Consider the following 24,591-nt stretch of genomic DNA (forward strand, 5'->3'; position numbering starts at 1 on the left):
GTGTCACGACGCGACAGCACGCGCCCTCGCGTGCGCCGATCCACGTGGATCTCGGCCGGCGCCGTCACCGCGATCCTCGCCGTCGCCGCGACCCTCGCCGTGGTGTGGCCCGGGTACGACGCGCAGACCACACCGCCGGACGATCCCACGGTGTGGGCACTCCAGAACGGCACCGGCAGCGGCTATGCACGGGTGAACCTCGAGCTCGGCGAGATCGACACCGTCAAGCGTGTCGACAACGGCAGCGAGCTCGTCCAGACGACCGACCGACTGTTCGTCTACAGCGACGGCTCCTCGCAGTTCTCCGACGTCGACATGGGCCGGCCCGCCGACCTCACCGACGAGGCGGAAGACGTGTTCACGCCGACTCCGCCCGGGACCGCCGACATCGCGGTTTCCGGTGACGCGATCGCCTATCGCACGGAGGCGGGAGGCGTGTACGGCTCGAGTCTGTCCGGAGGCGGCGAGGCGATCCCGATCGACCCGTACGCCGATGCCGACGTCCCCGAGGGTCAGGAGCGCCCGCGCTTCGTGGCGACATCCGTCGCCGTCGACGCGGCCGGCACCGTCTACGCCTACTCGGCCGCGGAGAGCCGCGTCGTGCGGGCCGAGTCGCGCACCGGCAGCGTCCTCGGCGAGGATGATGCGCCCGCCGAGGCGGAGACCGCACAGCTGAGCGTGGTCGGCACCCGGTGGGTGCTCCTCGACGAAGCCACCGGCGAAATCTGGGTGCGCGGGCGCGACGAGCCGATCACGACCGACCTCGCCCCGGGCGCGCGACTGCAGGATGCCGCGACCGAGGGCGACCGGGCGTACGTCGCCGACACCGAGGGCATCGTCTCGGTGGACCTCGTCGAGGGAACCGCCGCCCGCTCGCTCGACCGCCCCGGCTCGGGCACCGCGGCGAGACCGGCCGTGCTGGGCTCGACCGTGTACGCCGCGTGGCTCGCCGACGGCGAGTCGGGCGGCTCGCTGTGGTCGAGCGCCGACCCGGAGGCGGTGACCGCGCTCGATTACCGCGGTGCGGACATCGGCGACGACGTCGACCCCGACTTCATCGGCAACGGCACGCGGCTCGCCCTGAACGATCGCCGCTCGGGATGGGTCTGGAACGTCCCGGACGGAGAGCTCATCGCGTCGTCTCAGCAGTGGGACCTCGACCGCCAGATCGACACCGAGCAGCAGGACGACGCGACGTCGGAGCGGGTCGTCGACCCGAAGCCCCCGGTCGCCGTCGACGACGGCTTCGGCGTCCGGGCCGGCACGGTGACGCTTCTGCCTGTGCTGCTGAACGACCACGACCCCAATGAGGACGTGCTCAGCATCGACCCCGCGTCGCTCGAGAACCTCGATCCCGCGTTCGGCACGGCGTCGATCACGGGAGAGCAGCAGCAGCTGACGGTCGCGGTGTCGCCGGATGCCTCGGGGACCGCGACGCTCCGCTACCGCGTGACCGACGGCACCGCCGCCGACGGGCTCCTCTCCGATGCCGCGACGGTGACGCTCACCGTCGTCGGTGACGACCAGAACACCGCGCCGGTGTGGTGCGGTCTCGAGGGGTGCCTCGCCACGTGGCCCTCGCTGAACGTCGCCCCCGGCGGAACGGTGTCGGCGGAGTTGCTCGAGGGCTGGGTGGACCCCGAGGGCGACCCCGTCTTCCTCGCCGGCGCCGCCAATGACACCGGCGTCGGAACCGTGACGACCTCTCCCGAGGGCACGCTGACCTACCAGCATCCCGACCCGAACGCGACCGAGGCGCTCGCCGTCACCGTCACCGTGACGGTCTCGGATGCGCGCGGTGCGACCGTCACCCAGCCGCTCACCATCACGGTGACGCCGACGCCCGAGCTCACCGCCGAATCGTTCGCCGTCACCGGCGTCGTGGGCGAACCGCTCGACGTCTCCGTCGCCCCGTACGTCACGGGCGCGGCCGGGCCGGTCGCCCTCAGCGGCGTGGTCGCCCTCGACGAGGCGCAGTCCACGGCAGCGGCCAACCCCGCCGCCCTCAGCATGGTGGTCGGCGCCTCGGCGCCCGGCTCCTACCTCGTGCAGTACAGCGTCCGCGACGCGCTCACCGAGGTCACCGCGACCGTGCGCGTGACGATGCTCGCCCCCGAGGCAGCCGGGATCAGCACACCGCCCCTCACGGCCTTCGTGCGGCCGAACGAGGACGCGACCATCGACGTCGCGTCGGCCGTGTCGAACCCCGCCGGCTCGGTGCTGCTCCTCAGCGACATCCGTCCCGAGAGCGACCCCTTCGCCTCGCTGGGCGTCGATGTCGTCGGCCAGAGCCTCCTCCGAGTGAGCGGCACGACCGACTCGGGCGAGCCCGGCCGACTCGGGGTGGTGCGCTACACCGTCTCCGACGGCAGCGGCAGCGCTGCGGCGACCGCGCAGGGCGAGCTGACCGTCGTGCTGCTGCCGACCGCGAGCGCAGAACCGCCGATCGCGGTCGACGACGCGGTGACGGTGCGCGCCGGCACCCAGATCGACATCCCCGTGCTCGACAACGACACCGCCCCGTCGGGTGCCCTGATCGCGATCGATCCGTCATCGATCGTCAACGAGACCGGCGGCGGGCTCGCGTTCGCGACGACCCGTCTGCTGCGTTACCTCGCTCCCGAGCAGGCCGGCACCTACGCGCTCACCTACACCGTCTTCCGCCTGGGGTTCCCCGAGGTCACCGACACCGCCCGCGTGACCGTGACCGTCGTGGGAGACGAGTCGAACCAGGCGCCGCTCCCCCGCACGCTCGTCGGTCGGGTGCTGAGCGGCCAGTCCGTCAGCATCCCGCTCGACGGATACGCCGTGGATCCCGACGGCGACCCGGTGGTGCTCGATCGCATCGCCGCGCAGCCCGAGCAGGGCTCGGCGACGATCTCCGCCGACGGGTCGGCGATCGTCTACACCAGCCCCGACGGCTTCAGCGGACAGGTCAGGTTCCGCTACGCCGTGCGCGACCCCAGCGGCGCGACCGGCACCGCCGACGTCCGCATCGGCGTGATCGACACCCAGACCGACCCGAGCCCGGTCACGTACAGCGACTACCTGCAGGTGCAGGTGGGTGCCGACAGCACGGCCGTCGTGCGCCCCACCGACAACGACATCGACCCCGCCGGCAGCGACCTCGAGCTTCTCAGCGTCGCGCCGAACGCGCAGGAGGGGTCGAGCGAGTACGACGCGCTGAGCGCCCTGATCGGAACGGTCGAGAACGGCGCGGTGACGCTGCGCGCGGGCGAGGTGCTCGGCACGTTCTCGTACACCTATTCGGTGCGCAACGAACGAGGCGACACCGCCATCGGCCTCATCGTGGTCAAGACCGTGCGCGAGCCGGTACCGGATTACCCCGTCGTGCGCGACACCGTGCTGACGCTCGAGAACCGCGAGGACTTCCCGCAGGGCATCGATGTCCTCGACGGCCAGGTGTCGTGGAACACCGGCGACGTCTCCGGCCTCCGCCTCTCGCTGTGGGGCGAGGCCGACGACCTGACCGTCGACGGCTGGGAGATCTCGGGCGAACTGCCCGAACGTTCGCGGCTCATCCCCTTCGAGGTCGCGGGCACCGCGTTCGACGGCACGGAGGTGACCTCGTACGGCTTCCTGCGCGTCCCGGGCGAAGCCGACGTCCGGCTCGCCCTGCGCGAGGGCTTCCCGCCGCTGCAGGTGCGAGAGAAGGAGAGCGTCGAGGTCGATCTCGCCGACGCGGTGCGGATCCCGCGCGGTGCGACGCTCGTGATCGACGAGGGCCTCCGCCCGGGAGGCGCGCGCTCCGAGGCGGTCTGCAGCGTCGTGTCGGGAACCACCATCCGCTATTCCGCCGGCGCCGGCGCTCCCTGGACCGACAGCTGCATCGTGCCGGCACGACTCGACACGCAGGATGAGCCGACCTTCCTCACCCTGCGCGTGATCATCGAGGCGGAGATCCCGCAGCCGAGCCTGCGGAGCGCGTCGCTCACGGTGAGCCCCGGGTCGACCCAGACCTACGACCTCGCGCAGATGGTGCAGTGGGCCGGCCGCGCCGACTGGGAATCGGTCCGTTACGCCGGCGCCTACGGCGGCGATCAGTTCGCCGTGACGATCGAGGGCGGCACGGCGACCGTGACGGCGGCGGATGCCGCGCGCCCGGGTCGCCAGGAACCCGTCGCCATCACGCTTCCCAGCCACGCCGACACCGGTCCGGCGAATCTGCTGTTGACCGTCGGCCCGGCGCCATCGACGCTCCCGAAGGGCGGGTCGGCTGTGCAGACATGCTCGCAGTCGGGCGGCGCGACCTCGTGCACGATCGAGGTCATCGGCGGTGCCGGCGAGGTCAACCCGCTTCCGGGGACGCCGCTGCGCCTCGTGGCGGCGAGCGGCCCCGGCAACTGCACCGGTGTCTCGTTCTCGCGCGCGAGCGACACCGCGGTCCGCGCCACCTGGCAGGGCGACGCCCCGGGCGCGGCGGAGTGCACCGGCAGCTTCACCGTCGAAGACGCTCAGGGCCGGCAGTCCAGCGGAGCGCGAAACGGCCAGGTCATCCTCGACCTGCAGGGCCTGCCTGCCAACCCCGCCCGCATGGAGTGGACCGCGTACACCGGAGACTCGGTGACCCTGCGGGTCACCTCCGACGGCGGCTCGTACCCCGCCGTCCAGGGCTACCGGATCCTGGCGGACGGACGCGAGGTCGCCTCCTGCCCCTCCTCCGGCTCGTGCTCGCCGATCTCAGCCCCCGTCGGCGAGAAGATCACGTACGAAGCCCGCGCCTACAGCTCCGTCGGCGAATCGCGCTCGACGGTGCGTGCACAGGCCTGGGCCTACCGCCCGCCGGCACAGCCCAGCGGCTCGTCGTTCGAGCCCGTGCCCAACGGGCGCGACGGCGGCCGCGCGACCATCACCGTGACCGGGCTGGATGCCACGACCGGCAGCGTCCGCCTCACGGGTGGCAGGCAGGGCTCCGACACGCGTCCGGTCGTCGGCGGCACGGCCACCTTCACGAACTACGACGTCGGCTCGAACTCGGCGACGACCCTGACGGCGACCCCCCTGACGACCTTCGACCTGCCGCCCATCGCCGCGGGCTCCTCCGAGGGCCAGGCGCGCGCGGTCACGGCGCATGGTGTCGGCGCCCCCGGGCTCACGCTCGCCGAGACGAACACGTCGGACTCGATGACCGTGACGGCATCCATCGCGCGCAACGGCGACGGGACGCAGACACTCATCGGTTTCAGCGACCAGTCGGCCGAGGCGTGCCGACCGACCAGCTCGGCGACCAGCCAGCAGTTCGAGGCTCAGGCGTTCCGCCGCAAGACCGTGTGGGCGTGCGCGGAGCACACCTTCGACGGCGAGCGGGGCTTCGGAACCACGACGGCCGAGGTCTCGGCGCGCCCGGTCGGCCGCATCGGAGCCCCCGCACCCATGACGTTCAACGTCGCTTCCCGCCCCTCCGGGTCGCAGGCGTCCGGCTTCCGCTACGACGCCAGCGGCCTGTCCGAGCCGGGTGAGAAGCCGTTCGACGACGCGGTCCTGCGCCTGTACCTCAACGGCGAGCCCCGCGACTCGTTCGCACCTCGCCACAACGCCCCCGACGACCGCTGGACCGCGAGGTGGTGCGACTCCCTCCTGGGCGTCGACGGGGCGTGCTCGGATGCCAGCCCGATCTCGGCCGCGTCCCGCAGCGCTGATTACCCGGTGTCCGTCGCGACCGACAACCTGCCGACCTGCCGGTCGGACCAGGCGGCGCCGGACTGGTCTCCGGCGGGCTTCGGCTCGAACGTCGTCGACGTCGAGCGCACCGTCGACGAGGGACCGCTCGGCGGACCGCGCAGCGTGCAGTGGCGCCTCACCTGGCGTGGCGCCCTCGCGGGGCTCGATCCGCTGACGGTGCGCATCGAGTGTCGCCTGATCGCCCCGCCGCCCACCCCTGAACCGACGCCGACGCCCACACCCACGGGCGACACCCCCTGACCCCGCCGCACGGCGAAGCGAGAGGACACCATGAGCATCACCCCGGAGCAGACGAGCTGGTTCCAGGAGACGTTCGCGACGCTCGTCGACAACGTCGAGAAGGTCGTCCTCGGCAAGCGGCACGTCATCGAGCTCGCCTTCACCGCGATGGTCTCGGAGGGACACCTGCTGCTCGAGGACTACCCCGGCACCGGCAAGACCTCGCTCGCACGAGCGATGGGTCAGACCGTGCAGGGCACGAGCAGCCGCATCCAGTTCACCCCCGACCTGCTGCCCGGTGACGTCACCGGCATCACGGTGTACGACCAGAGCCGGGGCGAGTTCGAGTTCCACCAGGGGCCGATCTTCGCCAACATCGTCCTCGCCGACGAGATCAACCGCGCATCTCCCAAGACCCAGTCGGCACTGCTCGAGGTCATGGAAGAGGGACAGGTCACCGTCGACGGCGTCAGCCGCCGGGTGGGCGTGCCCTTCCTCGTCGTGGCCACGCAGAACCCCGTCGAGCAGGCCGGCACCTACCGGCTGCCCGAGGCTCAGCTCGACCGCTTCCTCATGAAGACGACGCTCGGCTACCCCGATCACGCCGCGACCGTCCGCATCCTCGAGGGGGCAGCCGACGCGCGGCGCGAGGTCTCCCCCGTCATCACCCCCCAGGGTGTCGTGAGCATGGCCGACATCGCCCGCGGCGTGTACCTCGACGCTCTCGTCCTCGATTACATCGCCCGGATGGTCGAGGCCACCCGGCTGGCGACGGAGGTGCGACTCGGCGTCAGCGTGCGCGGCGCCATCGGCTTGACGAAGGCGGCGAAGACCTGGGCCGTCGCGCACGGCCGCAGCTACGTCACCCCCGACGACGTCAAGGCTCTCGCGGAGCCCGTGCTCGCCCACCGGCTGATCCTCGACCCGGAGGCGGAGTTCGACGGCGTCACCGCCGGCGCCGTGATCGGGCAGGTGCTCCTCGACACGGTGCCCCCGAGCCAGAGAGAGACCGTGTGAGCTTCGACACCGAGTCCCGTCTGACCCGGACCTCCATCGCGGATGGCACGGGGTTCGCGCGCACGCGGTTCGGAACGACCGGCCGCACGACCGTGCTCGCGGTGCGCGGCGTGCAGTCGTGGCGCCGGCTGCGGCGCGCGGCGACGGCGAGTGCGCGGTGGGTCGCCGAGACCGTCACCGTCGCCGGCTGGCTGATGGTCGTCACGGCGGTTGCGGGACTCGGCATCGGCCTCAGCCTCGGGCTCATGGAGTTCGTCGCCGCCGGCGTGGTGGCGCTCGTCCTCCTCGTGCTCTCGGTTCCCTTCCTCTTCAGTGCCCGCGCCTACCAGGTCGACCTCCGGCTGGAACACGATCGCGTGGTCGCCGGCACGCAGGTCGAGGGAACGCTCGTCGTCACCAATGTCGGGGCGGCCCCGGCTCTCCCGGGCCGCATCGACGTGCCCGTCGGCGACGGCATCGTCGACGTTCACGTTCCGCTGCTCCGCCACGGCCACACGCACACCGAGCAGGTCGTGGTGCCGACCCACCGGCGCGGCATCGTCACGGTCGGTCCCGCACGCACCGTCCGGGGCGACCCCCTCGGCATCCTCAAGCGCGAGGGCACGTGGGACGACGTGCACACGCTCTACATCCACCCGGTCACCACGACGCTGCGCAGCACCACGACCGGCTACATCCGCGACCTCGAGGGCAGCGCATCGCGCACCGTCGTCGACGCGGACTTCTCCTTCCACGCCATCCGCCCCTATGTCGCCGGCGATTCGCAGCGGCAGATCCACTGGAAGTCGACCGCGAAGACCGGCACGCTGATGGTCCGGCAGTACGAGGAGACCCGGCGCAGCCGCATGGTGATCGCGCTCGCGGCCGGCGACGACGAATACGCCTCCGACGACGAGTTCGAGCTCGCCGTGAGCGCCGCGGCGTCGCTGGGCATCCGGGGGATCCGCGACGGCCGCGACGTCGATGTCGTCGTCGGCGGCGAGGTGCCCGAGTTCGCCCGGCGACGCATCCGCACCATCCGCGAGCTCACGACGATCACCACCCGCACCCTGCTCGACGACCTCGCCGGGCTCGACCGCCGGGAACACGTCAGCCCCCTGCGCGATGCCGCCTCGCTCGCGGCCGAGAGCCACCCGGACGTCTCGATCGCGTTCCTGGTGTGCGGGTCGCCGCTCACCCCAGCCCAGCTGCAGTCCGCCGCTCTGGCGTTCCCCGCAGACGTCGGGGTCATCGCCGTGACATGTTCGCTCGAGGCCGAGCCGGGGTTCCGCGCGCTCGGCGCGATGTCCGTGCTCTCGATCGGCCTGCTCGACGACCTCCGCCACCTCCTGTCCCGGGCGGCGCAGTCGTGAGCGCGCCGGCTCGCCGCGACCTGCGCGCCCGCCGCGCGTCCCGTACGCCCCTCCGCTTCCTCCTCACGCAGGCGGCGGTGCTCGCGCTCGTCGTGGCGGTCGGCGCGCTCGCCGCGTGGCCCATCTACCGCAGCGTCTCCTTCGTCGTGCTGGTCGTGGTCGCCGTCGTCGCCGGCGGAGCCATCGCGACCGCCGGGCTGCGGTGGCGATGGAACGGCTGGTGGCTCACGCTGGCGACGATCGTCGCCTACATCGGGCTCGGCCTGCCGCTGGCTGCGCCCGGTTCGCTCGGATCGCCGGCCCAGGCGCTGCAGGGTCTGCGCGGCATCCTGACGGCACCCGTGACGGGCTGGAAGGACCTTCTCACCCTCGAGCTGCCCCTCGGCAGCTATCAGGCCACACTCGCTCCGGCGCTGCTGGTGTTCCTCGCCGTCCCGGTGCTCGCGCTCTCCGTCGCATGGCGCGGCGGACGATGGTGGGCGCTCGCCGTCGTCGTCGCGCTCGTGCCGACCGTGTTCGGCGTCGCCTTCGGCTCCACAGCCCCCATGCCCGCGGTGGGGATCGGACCGGTGACGCTCGCCCGTGAGGCGCTCGTGGGCATGGCGGCCCTCGTGGCCGGGCTCGTGGCCATCGTGTGGCGAACGACGGCCGACCGGCGGCGCGCGATCGCCACCGCGACGGCCGCGTCGGGCGTCCGCATCGGTGGCCGCCCCGTGCGCGGGCTCGCCGGTCGGGCGGCCACGGCGGCGGGGATGGTGGCTGTCGCCGTCGTCGGCGCGACCGTCGTGGCGCCGTGGGCGCTCGCGGGCTCGCCGCGCGAGGTGCTTCGCGCCGACATCGACCCGCGGCTCGAGCTCGCCGCCGAGCTCAGCCCCCTGGGGCAGTACCGTGCGTCGTTCTCGGACGAGCAGTTCGAGCAGCCGATGTTCCGCGTCGAGGCGCCGGCGGGAATCGATCGGGTGCGTCTGGCGACCCTGCCGTTCTACGACGGTCGCGCGGCCCGCGTCGTCGACCCAGCCGCCGCGCCCGATGACCCGCGGTCCTCCTTCACCCGCGTGCCCTCTGCTCTTCCCGCCGCGACCGGGTCGTCGACCGGGTCGGCCACTGTCGCGATCGACGGCTGGAACGAGGTCTGGATGCCGACGGTCGGCGACGTCACCTCGATGGCCTTCGAGGGTGACGACGGTGCCGCCCTCGCCGACGGCTTCTACTACAACGCCGAGACCGCTGCGGGCGTGCAACTGGCCGAGCCGGGCCTGGCCGCGGGCAGCGAGTACCGGCAGGGCACGGCGTTCGCGGAGGAGATCCCGACACTGGGGTCGCTCGAGCCGGCGCGGTCGGGTCCGACGCTCAGTGAGGATCTCGTGCCGGAGAGTCTCATCCGCTGGGTGGACGAACATGCGAGCGGCAGCGGCGGCGCGAGCCTCGAGGAGCTCATCGAGCTCCTGCGCGCGCGGGGATTCCTCAGCCATGCCCTCACGATCGACCCCGCCGCGCCGCCGCTGTGGGCGCGGGCTCTGGGCGACTACGCCTTCCAGCCGAGCCGCGCCGGGCACTCCACCGACCGCATCGACCAGCTCTTCGCCGATCTCCTCGCCCGCGAGGACGAGGTCGGCGACGCCGACGACGCCGCGCTCGTGGCTGCCGTCGGCGACGACGAGCAGTTCGCCGTGGCCGCGATGATGATCGCCGACCGTCTCGGCTTCGACGCCCGCATCGTCGTGGGAACGCGGTTGACCTCGGCGGACGAGACGCTGGCGACCTGCGACGACGGCGTGTGCACCGCCGGCGATGTGGCGGCATGGCTCGAGGTCCGCGGGGTCGATGCCGCGTGGGTGCCCGTCGACGTCACGCCGCAGCACGCCGTCTTCCCCTCACCCGACACCCAGCAGCGTCAGGACCCGAAGATCCCGACCGAGGTGCGCCAGGAGCAGGCCGACACGGTGCAGCCGGCCGACGCCAACCCGAGCGACGGAGGCCGGAGCCCCAGCGACGACACCGCGACGTCGCAGGACCTCACGGCACTGTGGACGGCGCTGCGGATCGGGGGCGTGTCCCTTCTCGTGGTGCTGCTGCTGTTCGGACCGTTCGCCCTCATCGTCCTGGTGAAGGTCGTGCGGCGGCGCGCCCGCCGCGCCGCCACCGATCCCGTGGAGAAGTTCACCGGTGGCTGGCAGGAGTTCGTCGACGCCGCCGTCGACCACGGCCTTCCCGGCCCGGGATCGCGGACAAGGCACGAGCTGGCGGCCGCATACGGCGGATCGACGGGCGCGACCGAGCTGGCGACCCTCGCCGACCGCTCCGTCTTCGACGTCGCTCCCCCCGACGAGGCCGAGGGCGAACGCTTCTGGGACATCGTCGAGTCCGAACGCTCCCGGCTGGACGAGGGCCTCGGCTTCTGGGCTCGACTGCGCACCCGGGTGTCGCTCCGTTCCCTGCTGAGCCGGGAGCGTCGGGCGCGCGCTGCGCAACGGCTGCCGCGCGGACGGCGGGATCGATAAGGTGGCACGCGGCACGCGCAGGATGCACCGCGCTCGAGGGCAGGAGAACAAGTGAGGGCACACGGCTTCACGATCGAGAACGCAACGGCGATGATCGCGCTCGGCGGGGGGAACGCCTCCCCCGCGGGTGCGTTCGCGGCGCTGGGCGTCGTCCAGGTCGTGCTCGGCATCGCCGTCTACGTCTGGACGGCGCTGGCGCTGACGGCGGTGTTCCGTAAGGTCGGCATCGAGCCGTGGCGAGCCTGGGTCCCGGTTCTCAACATCTGGGAGCTGTTCGTCCTCGCCGGGATGCGCGGCTGGTGGGCGGCGGTCCTCGCGGGTGGGGCCGTGCTCGTCACCATCGTGGCCGCCATCGTCGGCGGCCTGTTCGCCGGCGTCGCGCTCAACGCCGGCTTCGGCGGCGACGCGGGAAGCGCCGCCGGCGCGCTCGCCGCAGCCGCGATTGTCCCGTCGCTGCTGTGGCTCGGCTTCCTCGCCTTCGCACTCGTCATCCACATCCGGATGCTGCGCGCGCTGTGTCGCGGGTTCGGTCTGGGCACCGGATACGTCGTGCTGGGGGCCCTGCTGTTCCCGGTCTGGGCGAGCATCGTCGGGTGGGGCTCCGCACGCTGGCTCGGCCGCGACGCTCCCGTCGAGCCCGCTCCGTTCCGATCCGGCGGCGGCGCCGAGGTCGGCCCATCGGCGCCCCTCACAGGCCCGGCCTCCGCCACCACCGCCCCCGCGTCCGCGGCGGTGCCCGCTCCCGTGCTGTTCGCACCGTCGACCCCCGCCGCCGACGCATCCTCCGCTCCCGCCGGCTCGGCCGCTCCCGCCGCGCCCGAGCCGATCAGTGCGAGCCCCTGGGCCCCGCCGCCCCCGCCTGCCGCATCCGAGAACCTCGACCCGGCACCGCAGTCCTGGTCCGCTCCCGCCGCTTCCGCCGTCCCGGCCCCGGTAGCAGTACCCTCCCCGAGTCCGATCCCGAGCCCGATCCCCGCCCCGGCCTCGCCGTCGCCGCAGTCCGACGAGAGCGAGCTCGACGAGCACACCGTCCTGGCCGCTCGTCGCGCTCCGCAGGCGACGCTGCTGCTTCCTGACGGGTCGTCGGTCGTCCTGTCATCGTCGGCCGCCGTGCTCGGACGCAACCCGCTCGCCCCCGACGACATCCCGGACGCGCAGATCGTCCCCGTCGACGATGTGACCCGCACGATCTCGAAGACCCACGCGCTGCTGCAGCACTCCGCAGCGGGTTGGACGATCACCGACCTCGCATCCACGAACGGCGTGTTCGTGGGCCCGGACGAGGTCGAGGCGACCGGACCCACGACGGTTTCGGGCGTCTTCCATCTCGGCGACGCCGAGCTGCACCTCTCCGAGGCCTGATGACCACCGCGACACCCCCGATCGACGTCCACGTCACCAGCGGCAGCCGCACCGACACCGGGCTGCGCCGGGCCGTGAACGAAGACGCCCTGCTCGCGCAGTATCCCGTCTTCGTGGTGGCGGACGGCATGGGCGGGCACGACGCGGGAGACCGGGCGTCGGCGGCGGTCGTCGAGGTGTTCCGCCCGCTCGTGGGCCGCGACGACCTGCGGCCGGAGGAGGTGGCCGACGCGGTCGATCGCGCTCACTCCGCCGTCGCCGCCGTCGCCGCCGGGACGACCCGCGGAGCCGGCTCCACGCTCTCGGGGGTCGTCGCCGTCCAGCAGGGCGGGGTGCGGCGCTGGTTGATCGTGAACGTCGGCGACTCGCGCGTCTACCGCCTGCTCGCCGAGCGCCTCGAACAGCTCACGATCGACCATTCGGTGGCGCAGGAACTGGTGGATGCCGGGCAGCTGACGCGCGACCAGATGGCGACCTACGAGGGGCGGAACGTCATCACCCGCGCCATCGGCGGCGAGCGCAGCCGTGCCGACTTCTGGCTGATCCCGATCGTGACGGGCGAACGCATCGTCGTGTGCTCGGACGGGCTGACCGGCGAACTTTCCGACGAGGCGCTTCGCGCGGGGCTAATGATGGGCGGCTCGCCGGCGCAGACGGCCGAGTCGCTCGTGACCCAGGCTCTCTCGCACGGGGGCCGCGACAACATCAGCACGATCGTCCTGGATGTCGTCGCCGGCGGCATCAGCCCTCGCCTGGAGGACACGACGGGCGGCATCATGAACAGCGAGTCGGTCACCGCGACGGTCGAGGTGGCGACGGCACGGTCTCGACGGCGCCGCGCGGATCATGGCTGAGCTGCGCCGCCGCCCCCGGCCCGAGGCGCACGCCCCCAGCGAGATCGCCGGCCGCACCGTCGACCGGCTGCTCGCCTCGGGCGACCGCGCCGACGTGTACCTGTACCGGGATGCCGCGGGCCGCGATCCCGTCGCGGTGAAAATCCTGCGAGATGCTCTCGCCGACGACGAGCAGGCTGCGTTCGCGACCGCGTGGCCGCATCTGATCGACCTGTCGTCGCATCCGAGCGTCGCGTCGATTCATACAGCGGGGACGACGGAGGACGGGCGCATGTACCTCGTCATGGAGTACTGCTCACGCGCCGACCTCGCCGAGACGACGGCTCGCCGGCCGGCGAGCGTCCCTGAGGCGCTGAGCCTGCTCGTCCGTCTGTGCGGCGCGGTGGAGACCGCGCACCTCGCCGGCATCGCCCACGGCCGGCTCCGCATCGAGAACGTGCTGATGACCGACTACGGCTGGCCGGCGCTGATCGGATTCGACAGCGACGCACTGCTTCGCCGGGGCGAGCGCACCGGGTCGTCCAGCGCACGGGCAGCCGACGTCCACGGCCTCGCGGTCGCCGCGACGGAGCTGCTGACGGGGAGACCCATCGCCGAGGCCGGAGCATCCCGGGCGGGCGCCGACTCGGTGCCCGCCGCGTTGGAGGCCCTCGTGATCGCGACGCTCGAGGCCACCGCGACCGGCGGCGGACCCTCCGCGGCGGAGTTCGGGCGGGAGCTCCAGGGCGTCGAGGCGGATCTGCACCTCCCCATCACGCACCTCGACATCCGCGCCGCCGACAGCGGGCCGCACGACACGATCGACCACACGGTCCTGTCGACGCGGCGCGCCGCCCCCGACGACCACACGGTGCTCGCGAGCCGCCGTCGGACGGACCCGGACCACGACGTCGACCCCGACGACCGGACGACGATCTCGCACCGTCACACGCCGGGGCCGGACGATCGCACCACCGTCGTCGACCGGCACGTGACCGCCGACCCCGACGCGGACCACACCGTCCTCGCGAGCCGGCGCACCACCTCCGATCGCGACGAAGACCACACCGTCCTCGCGAGCCGCCGCACCCCCGCCGACCCCGACGAAGACCACACCGTCCTCGCGAGCCGGCGCGCCACCGCCGAGGCCGCCGAGGCGGAACCGACGGCGCTGGTACGGCGTTCCCGACGCGATGAGGTCGTGCGCGGTCGCGTCGACACCGCCCGTCTCGCGTCCGAGCCCGACGACGGCGGCGAGCGCTACCGGGTGCGGGTCTCGCACGAGCCCGCTGCGGTCACCCGGGTGCGGGTGGACGCGCCGGTACGGCAGCCGAACCCGGCGGGCACGACCCGCCGGCGCAGGAACGGGACGGTCGTCGCGGTCATCGGGGCCGGGGTACTCGTCCTCGGCGCCGCCGCCACTGCCCTGGTGATGATCATCGGAGGAGGAGCATGACAGCCATCGAGCACGACACCGACGAGCACGACCGCGAGGAGGTGGAGCCCGCCCCGAAGGAGACCGCGGAGAGCGTCGCCATCGAGTTCTGCGGCGAGTGGTTCCGACCCGTCGCGGGCACGACCTACGCGATCGGCCGTGACGCCGACCTGATCATCGACACCAACCCCTACCTGCACCGCCGGCTCCTCGCCGTCGACGCCGAGCACGGACTGTGGTGGCTCTCCAACACGGGCCAATCCATCTCGGTCAGCCTCGCCACTCCCGATGGGGCTTATCAGGCGGTGCTCGGTCCGGGCGCCCGCGTCCCCCTGGTCTTCCCCGCTCTCGTGGTGATGTTCACGGCCGGGGCGTACACCTACGAACTGACCGTGCACACCGACGGCTCGCGCTTCACCGTTCGCGACAGCTTCCCCCGCACGGCGGACGAGCATGTGGGCACGACGACGGTCGGCGCCGTGGCGCTCACCGCGAGCCAGCGCCTGCTGCTGGTGGCCATGTGCGAGCCCATCCTCCGCGGCGGCATGGTGGGGTCGAGCCAGGTGCCCACCTCGGCCGCGGCGGCCGAGCGACTGGGCTGGCCGTTGACGACGTTCAACCGCAAGCTCGACAACGTCTGCGACAAGCTCGACCGTGAGGGCGTTCGCGGTCTCCGGGGCGGCGTGGGCAAGCTCGCCACCAATCGCCGCGCCCGTCTCGTGGAGCACGCGGTGCTCTCGCGGCTCGTGACCGCTGCCGATCTGCCGCTCCTCGACGAGATCCGCAGAGAACAGGCCTGAACCGGCGCCGCGGCGTCGTACGATGGAGGGCTGTGTCTACGCCCGCCCCCGTGATCTCCTTCCCGCCCGAGCTGCCGGTCAGTGCGGCACGGGATGAGATCGCGCGCGCCATCCGCGATCACCAGGTGGTCATCGTCGCCGGCGCCACCGGGTCGGGCAAGACCACCCAGCTGCCGAAGATCTGCCTCGAGCTCGGGCGCACGAGCATCGCGCACACGCAGCCGCGCCGCATCGCCGCGCGCACGGTCGCCGAGCGCATCGCCGCCGAGATGGAGGTTCCGCTCGGCGGCGCGGTCGGCTACAAGGTGCGCTTCACCGATCAGGTCTCCGCCGACACGCAGGTGGCCCTGGTGACGGACGGCATCCTGCTCAACGAGATCCACCGCGACCGGATGCTGCGCCGGTACGACACGATCATCATCGATGAGGCCCACGAGCGCTCGCTCAACATCGACTTCCTGCTGGGCTTCCTCCGCCGAATCCTGCCCCGCCGGCCCGATCTGAAGGTCATCGTCACCTCCGCGACGATCGATCCCCAGAGCTTCGCCGCGCACTTCGCCGATGCCCACGGCGAGCCGGCCCCGATCATCGAGGTCTCCGGACGCACCTATCCCGTCGAGGTGCGCTACCGCCCGCACGACGACACCGGCGGCGACGACACGGCTGCCGACGACGTCGACGGACTCGTCGCTGCGCTGCGCGAGCTCGACCGCGAGGCCGACGGTGACGTGCTCGTCTTCCTGCCCGGCGAGGCCGAGATCCGCGACGCGATGGATGCCGTGCGCTCGGCCTACGCCCGGGATGCGCGCCCGACCGAGGTGCTCCCCCTGTATGGCCGGCTCTCGGCCGCCGAGCAGCACCGCGTCTTCGAGCCCTCGCGCGTGGCCGGCGTCCGGCGCCGCGTCATCCTCGCCACCAACGTCGCCGAGACGAGCCTCACCGTCCCCGGCATCCGCTACGTCGTCGACGCCGGGACGGCGCGCATCTCGCGCTACAGCAACCGGTCGAAGATCCAGCGCCTGCCGATCGAGGCGGTGTCGCAGGCGTCCGCTCAGCAGCGCGCCGGTCGCGCCGGCCGGACCTCGGCGGGCATCGCGATCCGCCTCTACGCCGAAGACGATTTCACCTCGCGGCCGGAGTTCACCGAGCCCGAGATCCTGCGCACGTCCCTCGCGTCCGTCGTGCTGCAGATGCTCGCGCTCGGTTTCGGCGACATCGCCGATTTCCCGTTCTTGACCCCGCCGGACTCGCGCGGCGTCAAGGCGGCGTTCGACCTGCTCGTCGAGCTGCGCGCGGTGCGTCGCGACGACACGGGCTCCTGGCGTCTCACCGACACCGGTCGTGAGATCTCGCGACTGCCGATCGACCCCCGCTTCGCCCGCATGCTCGTCGAGGCTCGCACTCTCGGCGTCTCGCGCGACGTCCTCGCCATCGTGGCCGGGATGTCGATCCAGGACGTGCGCGAACGACCCGAGGAGCGACGCGAGGAAGCCGACCGGCTGCACGCTCGGTTCACCGACCCCACGAGCGACTTCCTGACGCTGCTGAACCTGTGGAACCATCTGCAGGACCAGCAGCGGGACCTCGGATCCAGCGCGTTCCGGCGCACCTGTCGCGCGGAGCACCTGAATTACGTCCGGGTGCGGGAGTGGTTCGACGTGCACCGTCAGCTCACCGCCCTCGCGCGCGGCGAGCGGCGCCAGGACCGGGACCACGATCGGCATCGTGATGAGAAGCCGTCCGGCCGGTCCGGCGAAACGGACGCCGCGTCGACAAGCGCCACCGGAGCCGCACATCCCGATCGGGTCCACCGCGCGATCCTCGCGGGCCTGCTTTCGCAGATCGGCATCCTCGACACCCGCACCACGTCCGCCCCGCGCTCCGGCACGGCTCGCGCCGGAGGCGGCAAGCCGCAACGGCCCCGAGCCGAGTACCGCGGCGCCCGTGGCGCGAAGTTCGCGATCTTCCCCGGCTCGGGCCTGCGCAAGGCATCACCCGACGCGGTCATGGCCGCTGAGCTCGTCGAGACCTCGCGCCTGTACGCGCGCACCGCCGCGGCCATCGATCCCGCGTGGGCGGAGGAGCTCGCCGGCGACCTCGCTCACCGCTCGATGAGCGACCCGCACTGGTCGAAGGATGCCGGCGCCGCCGTCGCCGCCGAGAAGGTCACGCTCTTCGGCGTCGAGATCGTGCCGCGCCGGCGCGTGCAGCTCGCCGGGCGCGACCGCGAGCTCGCGCGCGAGCTGTTCCTCCGCCACGCGCTCGTCGAGGGCGACTGGAACTCGACGCACCTCGACAAGCGACTCACCGCGTTCGAGCGTCGCAACCTCGAGCTGCGGCGACGTCTCGAGAAGATCGAGGAGCGCGAACGGCGTCGCGACATCCTCGTGGGCGATGAGGCCGTGTTCGCCGTCTACGACGCCCGCATCCCGCGTGACGTGTTCGACGTGCGGTCGTTCGAGGCCTGGTGGCGCGACGCCGCGTCGCGCACCCCCCGTCTGCTCGACATGACCGAGAGCGATCTGGCCGGGGATGCCGCGGGAAGCGACGAGCGCGCCTTCCCCGCCCGGTGGCGTCAGGGCGACCAGGTGCTCTCGCTCGCCTACCGCTTCGAACCGGGCGCCCCCGATGACGGTGTGAGCGTGGTGGTGCCGCTGGCACTGCTGGCGTCGCTCCGGCCCGACGGCTTCGACTGGCAGGTGCCGGGCCTGCGCGACGAGCTCATCGCGGGGCTGCTGCGGGCGCTTCCCAAGGCCATCCGCCGCCACGTCGTCCCCGCCGCCGACTGGGCCTCGCGCTTCGCCGAGGAGCTGGCCGGAGACGGACCCGAGTCGCGCGACGGCCTCCCCGCGCGCACGCTGCGCGACGCGCTGGCCGCCCGCATCCAGCGCGTCGCGAACCAGCCCGTCACGGCCGCCGACTTCGATCTCGAGCGCGTTCCCTCGCACCTGTCGATGTCTTTCCGCGCCGTGGACGAGCGCGGGCGCGCCCTCGGGTCGTCGCGCGATCTCGCCGAGCTGCAGGAGCGGCTCGCCCATCGCAGCCGCGCTTCGGTCGCGCGTTCCCTCGCGAAGGCTGCGCCGCGACCGGGAGCGCAGCCTGCCACCGCGCTCGCGGCCGCCGCTGCCGCGAGCGGCGACCGTGCGACCGGCGGCGACCGGGCGACCGGGATCGCGGAGCAGACCGGCCTGACCGACTGGACCTTCGGCGACCTCCCCGAGCTCGTCGACACACGCGTCGCCGGTGGTGTCGTCCGCGGGTACCCCGCGCTGGTCGACGAGGGCGCGACGGTCTCGCTGCGCATCGAGGCGACGCCCGAGCGAGCGGCTCGCCTCACCCGGGCGGGTGTTCGGCGACTCGTTCTGCTCGCGGTGCCGTCCCCGGCGACGTACGTCCTCGACCATCTCACGGCGCCCGAGAAGCTCGCCCTCGCCGCATCCCCGTATCCGTCGGCGAAGGCCCTCATCGAGGATGCGCGCGTCGCCGTCGCCGATGCCGTCATCGACCGGACCGCCACAGCTGTGCGCACTCCGGACCAGTTCCGGACGGTGCGCGACGCGTTCTCGGCGGCGGTCGTCGACGAGCTGTTCCAGGCGGTGTCGCTGAGCGCACGGATCCTCACCCTGCAGCGCGACGTCGAGCGGGCGATCCGCAAGGAGAACTCCATGGTCCTGCTCGCGGCGCTCGGCGACGTGAAGCAGCAGCTGACGGGCCTGGTGTTCCCCGGCTTCATCTCCCGCACGGCGACCACGCGGCTCGCACACCTCCCCCGCTACCTCCAGGGCGCGCTCGATCGCGTCACGACGCTGAGCGACAACCCCGGCCGCGACCGGCAACGGCTCACCGAGTACGAACGCGCCGCGGTGCTGTTCGCCGAGGCCGGGGGAACCATCCCGCTGCCGGACGACGCGCCGCCGAGCCTGAGCCGTGCTCGCTGGCTGCTCGAGGAGTACCGCGTGAGCCTGTTCGCGCAGCGCCTCGGAACCGCCGAGCCCGTGTCGATCCAGCGGATCACGAAGGCCCTGGCCGGCAAGGACTGATCTGTCGGTAGCGTGGCCCCATGGCCCACGCAGTGACGTACTCCCGATTCGGCGGACCCGAGGTCCTCACCCTCAGCGAGATCGAGGTGCCCGCGCCCGGCGCGGGCCAGGTTCGCGTCCGTGTCATCGCGGCCGGTGTGAACCCGATCGACCACAAGCTCCGGGCCGGGATCCGCCCCTCGGCGACCATCTCGAAGCCGCGCCGTGTCGGCAACGACGGCGCCAGCGTCGTCGTCGAGGTCGGTGCGGACGTCGAGGGTTTCCGCGTCGGCGACGAGGTCGTGGTCTTCGGGGCGAGCGGCGTCTACGCGACCGAGATCGTCGTGACCCCCGACAAGCTCACGCCGCTGCCCGCCGGTGTGTCACCGGCCGTCGGGGCGGCGCTCGGCATCCCCGTGGCGACCGCCTACCAGGCGCTGCGCTCGCTCGATGTCGGCCCCGCCGACACCCTGCTGGTGCACGGTGGCAGCGGCTCCGTCGGGCAAGCCGCCATCCAGTTCGCCCGGCTGCGGGGAGCGGCCGTCATCGCGACCGCGAGCGAGGCGCGCGCCGACCGCGTGCGCGAGCTCGGCGCGATTCCCGTGGCCTACGGCGACGGTCTCGTCGAGCGCGTCCGCGCGGCGGCTCCGCAGGGCGTCTCGGTCGTGCTCGACGGCGCGGGCACCGACGAGGCGCTGACGACATCGCTCGAACTCGTCGAGGATCGCAGCCGTATCGCGACGATCGTGCGCGGGGCGGATGCCCCGCGCCTCGGCATCCAGGCCTTCTCCGGCGGCAGCCCCGATCCGCTGACACCGCAGCAGGTCGCCTGGCGCGCCGAAGCGATCCCCGTCGTGGCCGCGCTGCTCGCCGCCGGCGCCTTCCGTGTCGAGCTCGGGCCCGAGCTGCCGCTGGCCGACGCCGCGGAGGCTCACCGCCTGGTCGCCGCGCACACCCCGGGCAAGATCACCCTGCTCCCCTGAGGGCGCACGAGAACGGCGCTCGCGCCGGCCATCCCCGAGAGGATGCCGACGCGAGCGCCGTTTTCGTCAGCTCGGTGCGTCAGTTGCCCGAGCGGCGCTTGTTGTAGACGTCGAAGGCGACGGCCAGCAGCAGCACGAGCCCCTTCACGGCCTGCTGCCACTCGATGCCGATGCCCATGATCGACATGCCGTTGTTCAGCACACCGATGATGAGGCCACCGATGATCGCGCCGCCGATGGTGCCGACACCGCCCTGCACCGCCGCGCCGCCGATGAAGGCTGCCGAGATGGCCTCGAGCTCGAATCCGTCGCCCGCCTTGGGGCCGGCGAGGTTCAGTCGAGCGGTGAAGATGAGGCCGGCAAGGGCTGCGAGCACGCCCATGTTCACGAACAGCCAGAAGTCGGCGCGACGCGTCTTGATGCCCGAGAGCTCGGCGGCGTGCCGGTTGCCGCCGATCGCGTAGATGTGGCGCCCGAAGACCGTGCGGTTCATCACGATGCCGTACACCAGCACCAGCACGGCCAGCACGATCAGGGTCACCGGGATGCCCTTGTACGACGCCAGCGCCCAGGTGAACCAGCCGATGACGAGAGCGATGAGAGCGAGCTTCGCGACGAACCAGACCAGCGGCTCGACGTCCTGCGAGTACTTCTGGCGGCCGGCACGGGTGCGCCACTGCTGCACGACGAGCGCGACGATGCCGAGGGCGCCGATCGCCAGGGTGAACAGGTCGGGATCGGATTCGCCGAAGATCCCGGACAAGAATCCGTTGCCGAGCGCGCGGTACTCGGTCGGGAACGAACCGATGTTCGCGTTGCCGAGCACGACGAGGGCGAGCCCGCGGAAGATCAGCATGCCCGCCAATGTCACGATGAACGCGGGTATGCCGACGTACGCGACCCAGAAGCCCTGCCAGGCACCCACCGCGGCGCCGATCAGCAGCGACAGGACGATGGCGAGCCACCACGGCATCCCCATCTTCACCGCGAAGACGCCCGAGACGGCGCCGATGAAGGCGGCCACCGAGCCGACGGACAGGTCGATGTGACCGGCGATGATGATCATGACCATGCCGATGGCCAGGACCAGGATGTAGCCGTTCTGGACCACCAGGTTCGACAGGTTCTGCGGGCGCAGCAGGATGCCGTTGGTGAGGATGGCGAAGAGAGCGACCACCGCGATCAGCGCGATGAAGATGCCGTTCTTGCCGAGGTCGGCGAGGATGTGGCCGAGCCACCGGGTGAACCGGTTCTCGTTCGGGTTGATCCCGCCGCCGGCGGCGGTTTCGGGAGCGAGCGTGTTCTGAGACATTCGAGGATCTCCTGCGGCCCCGCTCAGCGGGGCTTCTCCATGGTCATGAGTTTGAGGACCGACTCGGGGGTCGCGTCGGCGATGGGCAGCTCACCGGTGATGCGCCCCTCCGAGAGGGCGTACACGCGGTCGGAGATGCCGAGGAGCTCCGGCAGCTCGGACGAGATCACGATGATCCCCTTCCCCGCTGCGGCGAGCTTGTTGATGATCGTGTAGATCTCGTACTTCGCTCCGACGTCGATGCCGCGGGTGGGCTCGTCGAGGATGAGCACGTCGGGGTCGGAGTAGATCCACTTCGACAGCACGACCTTCTGCTGGTTGCCGCCCGAGAGCTTCCCCGTCTTGGCGAGCACGGTCGGCGCCTTGATGTTCATGCTCTTGCGGTACTGGTTCGCGACCGCGAACTCCTCGTTGTCGTCGACCAGACCGGCCTTCTCGAGCTTCTTCAGCGAGGCCATCGAGATGTTGCGCTTGATGTCCTCGATGAGGTTCAGCCCGTAGGTCTTGCGGTCTTCGGTGGCGTAGGCGAGCCCGTTGGCGATGGCCTCCGAGACGGTGCGCGTGCGGATCTCCTTGCCGCGCATGAAGACCTTGCCCGAGATGCGGGTGCCGTAGCTGTGTCCGAACAGGCTCATCGCGAACTCGGTGCGCCCGGCGCCCATGAGCCCGGCGATGCCGACGATCTCGCCCGCGCGCACGGTCACCGACACGTCGTCCACGACCACGCGGGTCGGGTCCTGCGGGTGGTGCGCCGTCCAGTTCTCGACCCGCAGCAGCTCGTCGCCGATCTGCGGCTCGTGGTCGGGATAGCGGTGCTCGAGGTCGCGACCCACCATGTCCTTGATGATGCGGTCCTCGGTGACGTCCTTCTTCGAGATCGTCTCGATCGTCTTGCCGTCGCGGATGACCGTGACGCTGTCGGCGACCTTCTTGATCTCGTTCAGCTTGTGGCTGATGATGATCGACGTGATCCCCTGCTCGCGCAGGCTCAGGATCAGGTCGAGCAGGTGGTCGGAGTCCTCGTCGTTCAGGGCTGCGGTCGGCTCGTCGAGGATGAGGAGCTTGACCTCCTTCGACAGCGCCTTGGCGATCTCGACGAGCTGCTGCTTGCCGACACCGATCTGATTGACCTTCGTCGTCGGGTTCTCCTTGAGCCCGACGCGGCGCAGCAGGTCTGCCGCTGCGAAGTTGGTCTTGTTCCAGTCGATGAGGCCGCCGACGCCGGTGCGCTCGTTGTTCAAGAAGATGTTCTCGGCGATCGAGAGGTACGGGCTGAGCGCCAGCTCCTGGTGGATGATGACGATGCCGCGCGCTTCGCTGTCGCGCAGGTTCTTGAACTCGACGGTGTCGCCCGCGTAGACGATCTCGCCGTCGTAGGTGCCGTGGGGGTAGACCCCCGACAGCACCTTCATGAGGGTCGACTTCCCCGCGCCGTTCTCGCCGCAGATCGCATGGATCTCGCCGCGTTCGACGGCGAGGTTCACATTCGAGAGCGCCTTGACGCCGGGGAAGGTCTTGGTGATCCCGCGCATCTCGAGGATGGTTTCGCTCACGTCTCCGACTTCCTTGTGGGGTGGATGGTGGTCTCGGGTCCGGGGGGGGGGGGGGGGGGGGGGCGCCCCCCCCCCCCCCGGGGGGGGGGGGGGGCGGGGGGCGGGCCCCGCGCGACCCCCTGTTTTGGCAGCCCGCGGGGGGGGGGGGGGGGGGGGGGGGGGGGGTGGGGGGGGGGGGGGGGGGGGGGGGGGGGGGCCCCCCCCCCCCCCCGGACCCGAGGATGGGCGGATGCCGCGGCTCAGAGACCGAGCTCTTCGGCGGTCCAGTAGCCGGTGTCGACGAGAGCCGACTGCACGTTGTCCTTGACGACGGGCACGGGCGAGAGCAGGAACGACGGGACGACCTTCACATCGTTGTCGTACGTCTCGGTGTCGTTGATCTCCGGCTCCTCGCCGTTGAGCGCTGCGACGGCCATGTCGGCCGCGACCTTCGCGAGCTCACGCGTGTCCTTGAAGATCGTCGCGTACTGCTCGTCCGCGAGGATCGCCTTGACGGAGTCGACCTCGGCGTCCTGACCCGAGATGACGGGCCACTCGTCGCCGACGGCGTAGCCGGCGCCCTCGAGCGCCGAGATGATGCCGCGCGAGATGCCGTCGTAGGGCGACAGCACGGCGTCGACCTGGGTGCCGTCGGAGTAGTTCGCCGTGAGGATGTCCTCCATGCGGCTCTGGGCGGTCTCGCCGTCCCAGCGCAGCGTGGCGGCCTGCTCGATGTCGGTCTGGCCCGACTTGACGACGAGGGTGCCGTCGTCGACGAAGGGCTTGAGGACGTCCATCGCGCCGTCGAAGAAGAAGAACGCGTTGTTGTCGTCGAGCGAGCCGGCGAAGAGCTCGATGTTGAACGGTCCGGCGGGCGCGCCGTCGGTCGGGTTGCCCTCGAGGTCGGTCAGGCCGAGCCCATTCAGGAGCGTCCAGGCCTGCTGCTGGCCGACGAGGAAGTTGTCGAACGTCGCGTAGTAGTCGACGTTCTCGGTGCCGACGATCAGGCGGTCGTACGCGATGACGGGGATGTCGGCGTCCGCGGCGTTCTGCAGCGCCTCGGTGAGCGTCGTGCCGTCGATCGAGGCGACGATGAGCGCCTCGGCGCCCTTGGTGATCATGTTCTCGATCTGGTTGACCTGGGTGGGGATGTCGTCCTCGGCGTACTGGAGGTCGACCTGGTAGCCCTGGTCCTCGAGAGCCTTCTTGACGGCGTTGCCGTCCTGGATCCAGCGCTCCGAGCTCTTGGTGGGCATCGCGACGCCGATGAGGCCGCCGTCGCCGCCGCCCTCACCGCCGCCGGCGCCGCCGCCGGTGCTCGAGCATGCCGAGAGCGCCAAGGCGCCGACGGCGAGCGTCGTTGCTGCGTACAGGAACTTCTTGTTCACTGTGTGTCCTTTCCAGTGACTTCACTGTCTTGCGGGAAATGGTGACCGCGCCCCGGTGCGGGGCTACCGGCGGTCGTCGGTGGTCTGTCCGTAAACGTTCTGATACCGGTCGTAGAGCCTGTCGATCGCGTCCTG

The 24,591-nt window shown here is 71.8% G+C and carries 13 protein-coding genes; 10 read left to right on the forward strand and 3 right to left on the reverse strand.

All coding sequences use genetic code 11. The annotated features are described in order from the left end of the window. From ACPYN5_RS10595 to ACPYN5_RS10640, 10 genes are read left to right on the forward strand one after another with little or no spacing between them, the layout of a single operon-like run. Positions 1 to 5,943 (forward strand): Ig-like domain-containing protein, encoded by a 5,943-nt coding sequence (locus tag ACPYN5_RS10595; RefSeq protein WP_424448940.1) that lies wholly within the window; start codon positions 1 to 3, stop codon positions 5,941 to 5,943. Positions 5,944 to 5,973: 30 nt separating this feature from the next. After that, complete coding sequence (locus tag ACPYN5_RS10600) at positions 5,974 to 6,939, forward strand: AAA family ATPase (RefSeq protein ID WP_424448941.1); 966 nt, start codon at positions 5,974 to 5,976, stop codon at positions 6,937 to 6,939. After that, on the forward strand, positions 6,936 to 8,291 hold the full coding sequence (locus ACPYN5_RS10605; RefSeq protein ID WP_424448942.1) for a DUF58 domain-containing protein: 1,356 nt from the start codon (positions 6,936 to 6,938) through the stop codon (positions 8,289 to 8,291). Before ACPYN5_RS10600 ends, ACPYN5_RS10605 begins: the two co-directional genes overlap by 4 nt. Further along, positions 8,288 to 10,792 (forward strand): transglutaminase domain-containing protein, encoded by a 2,505-nt coding sequence (locus ACPYN5_RS10610; RefSeq protein WP_424448943.1) that lies wholly within the window; start codon positions 8,288 to 8,290, stop codon positions 10,790 to 10,792. The genes ACPYN5_RS10605 and ACPYN5_RS10610 overlap by 4 nt, the downstream gene beginning before the upstream one ends. Positions 10,793 to 10,843: 51 nt before the next feature. After that, positions 10,844 to 12,154, forward strand: coding sequence for an FHA domain-containing protein (locus ACPYN5_RS10615; protein WP_424448944.1), 1,311 nt, complete (start codon positions 10,844 to 10,846; stop codon positions 12,152 to 12,154). Continuing rightward, positions 12,154 to 13,008 (forward strand): PP2C family protein-serine/threonine phosphatase, encoded by an 855-nt coding sequence (locus ACPYN5_RS10620; RefSeq protein WP_424448945.1) that lies wholly within the window; start codon positions 12,154 to 12,156, stop codon positions 13,006 to 13,008. The genes ACPYN5_RS10615 and ACPYN5_RS10620 overlap by 1 nt, the downstream gene beginning before the upstream one ends. Next, positions 13,001 to 14,443 carry a protein kinase domain-containing protein gene (locus tag ACPYN5_RS10625; protein WP_424448946.1) on the forward strand — a complete coding sequence of 481 codons (1,443 nt, stop codon included), beginning with the start codon at positions 13,001 to 13,003 and terminating at the stop codon, positions 14,441 to 14,443. The genes ACPYN5_RS10620 and ACPYN5_RS10625 overlap by 8 nt, the downstream gene beginning before the upstream one ends. Further along, positions 14,440 to 15,222 (forward strand): hypothetical protein, encoded by a 783-nt coding sequence (locus tag ACPYN5_RS10630; protein ID WP_424448947.1) that lies wholly within the window; start codon positions 14,440 to 14,442, stop codon positions 15,220 to 15,222. Before ACPYN5_RS10625 ends, ACPYN5_RS10630 begins: the two co-directional genes overlap by 4 nt. Before the next feature lie 32 nt (positions 15,223 to 15,254). Further along, complete coding sequence (hrpA, locus tag ACPYN5_RS10635) at positions 15,255 to 19,262, forward strand: ATP-dependent RNA helicase HrpA (protein ID WP_424448948.1); 4,008 nt, start codon at positions 15,255 to 15,257, stop codon at positions 19,260 to 19,262. A 20-nt stretch (positions 19,263 to 19,282) separates the two neighbouring features. After that, positions 19,283 to 20,224, forward strand: coding sequence for a quinone oxidoreductase family protein (locus ACPYN5_RS10640; RefSeq protein WP_424448949.1), 942 nt, complete (start codon positions 19,283 to 19,285; stop codon positions 20,222 to 20,224). Positions 20,225 to 20,303: 79 nt separating this feature from the next. On the opposite strand, the gene mmsB is transcribed toward ACPYN5_RS10640, so the two are convergent. From mmsB to chvE, 3 genes are all read right to left on the reverse strand, one after another. Then, positions 20,304 to 21,536, reverse strand: coding sequence for a multiple monosaccharide ABC transporter permease (mmsB, locus tag ACPYN5_RS10645; RefSeq protein ID WP_424448950.1), 1,233 nt, complete (start codon positions 21,534 to 21,536; stop codon positions 20,304 to 20,306). 23 nt (positions 21,537 to 21,559) lie between these two features. Next, the gene (gene mmsA / locus ACPYN5_RS10650) at positions 21,560 to 23,089 is read right to left on the reverse strand and encodes a multiple monosaccharide ABC transporter ATP-binding protein (RefSeq protein WP_424448951.1); all 1,530 of its coding nucleotides are present in this window, start codon (positions 23,087 to 23,089) and stop codon (positions 21,560 to 21,562) included. A gap of 239 nt (positions 23,090 to 23,328) precedes the next feature. Further along, positions 23,329 to 24,456 (reverse strand): multiple monosaccharide ABC transporter substrate-binding protein, encoded by a 1,128-nt coding sequence (gene chvE, locus ACPYN5_RS10655; RefSeq protein WP_424448952.1) that lies wholly within the window; start codon positions 24,454 to 24,456, stop codon positions 23,329 to 23,331. Positions 24,457 to 24,591: the final 135 nt, after the last annotated feature.

Origin of the sequence: Microbacterium arborescens (assembly GCF_049707515.1) — a bacterium.
GTDB lineage: Bacteria > Actinomycetota > Actinomycetes > Actinomycetales > Microbacteriaceae > Microbacterium > Microbacterium arborescens_B.

Excerpts from the sequence above, each read along its gene's own strand:
- ACPYN5_RS10640 (WP_424448949.1), top strand. The coding sequence starts at position 19,283 with ATGGCCCACGCAGTGACGTACTCCCGATTCGGCGGACCCGAGGTCCTC.
- ACPYN5_RS10625 (WP_424448946.1), top strand. The coding sequence starts at position 13,001 with ATGGCTGAGCTGCGCCGCCGCCCCCGGCCCGAGGCGCACGCCCCCAGC.
- ACPYN5_RS10630 (WP_424448947.1), top strand. The coding sequence starts at position 14,440 with ATGACAGCCATCGAGCACGACACCGACGAGCACGACCGCGAGGAGGTG.
- mmsB (WP_424448950.1), bottom strand. The coding sequence starts at position 21,536 with ATGTCTCAGAACACGCTCGCTCCCGAAACCGCCGCCGGCGGCGGGATC.
- ACPYN5_RS10620 (WP_424448945.1), top strand. The coding sequence starts at position 12,154 with ATGACCACCGCGACACCCCCGATCGACGTCCACGTCACCAGCGGCAGC.
- ACPYN5_RS10600 (WP_424448941.1), top strand. The coding sequence starts at position 5,974 with ATGAGCATCACCCCGGAGCAGACGAGCTGGTTCCAGGAGACGTTCGCG.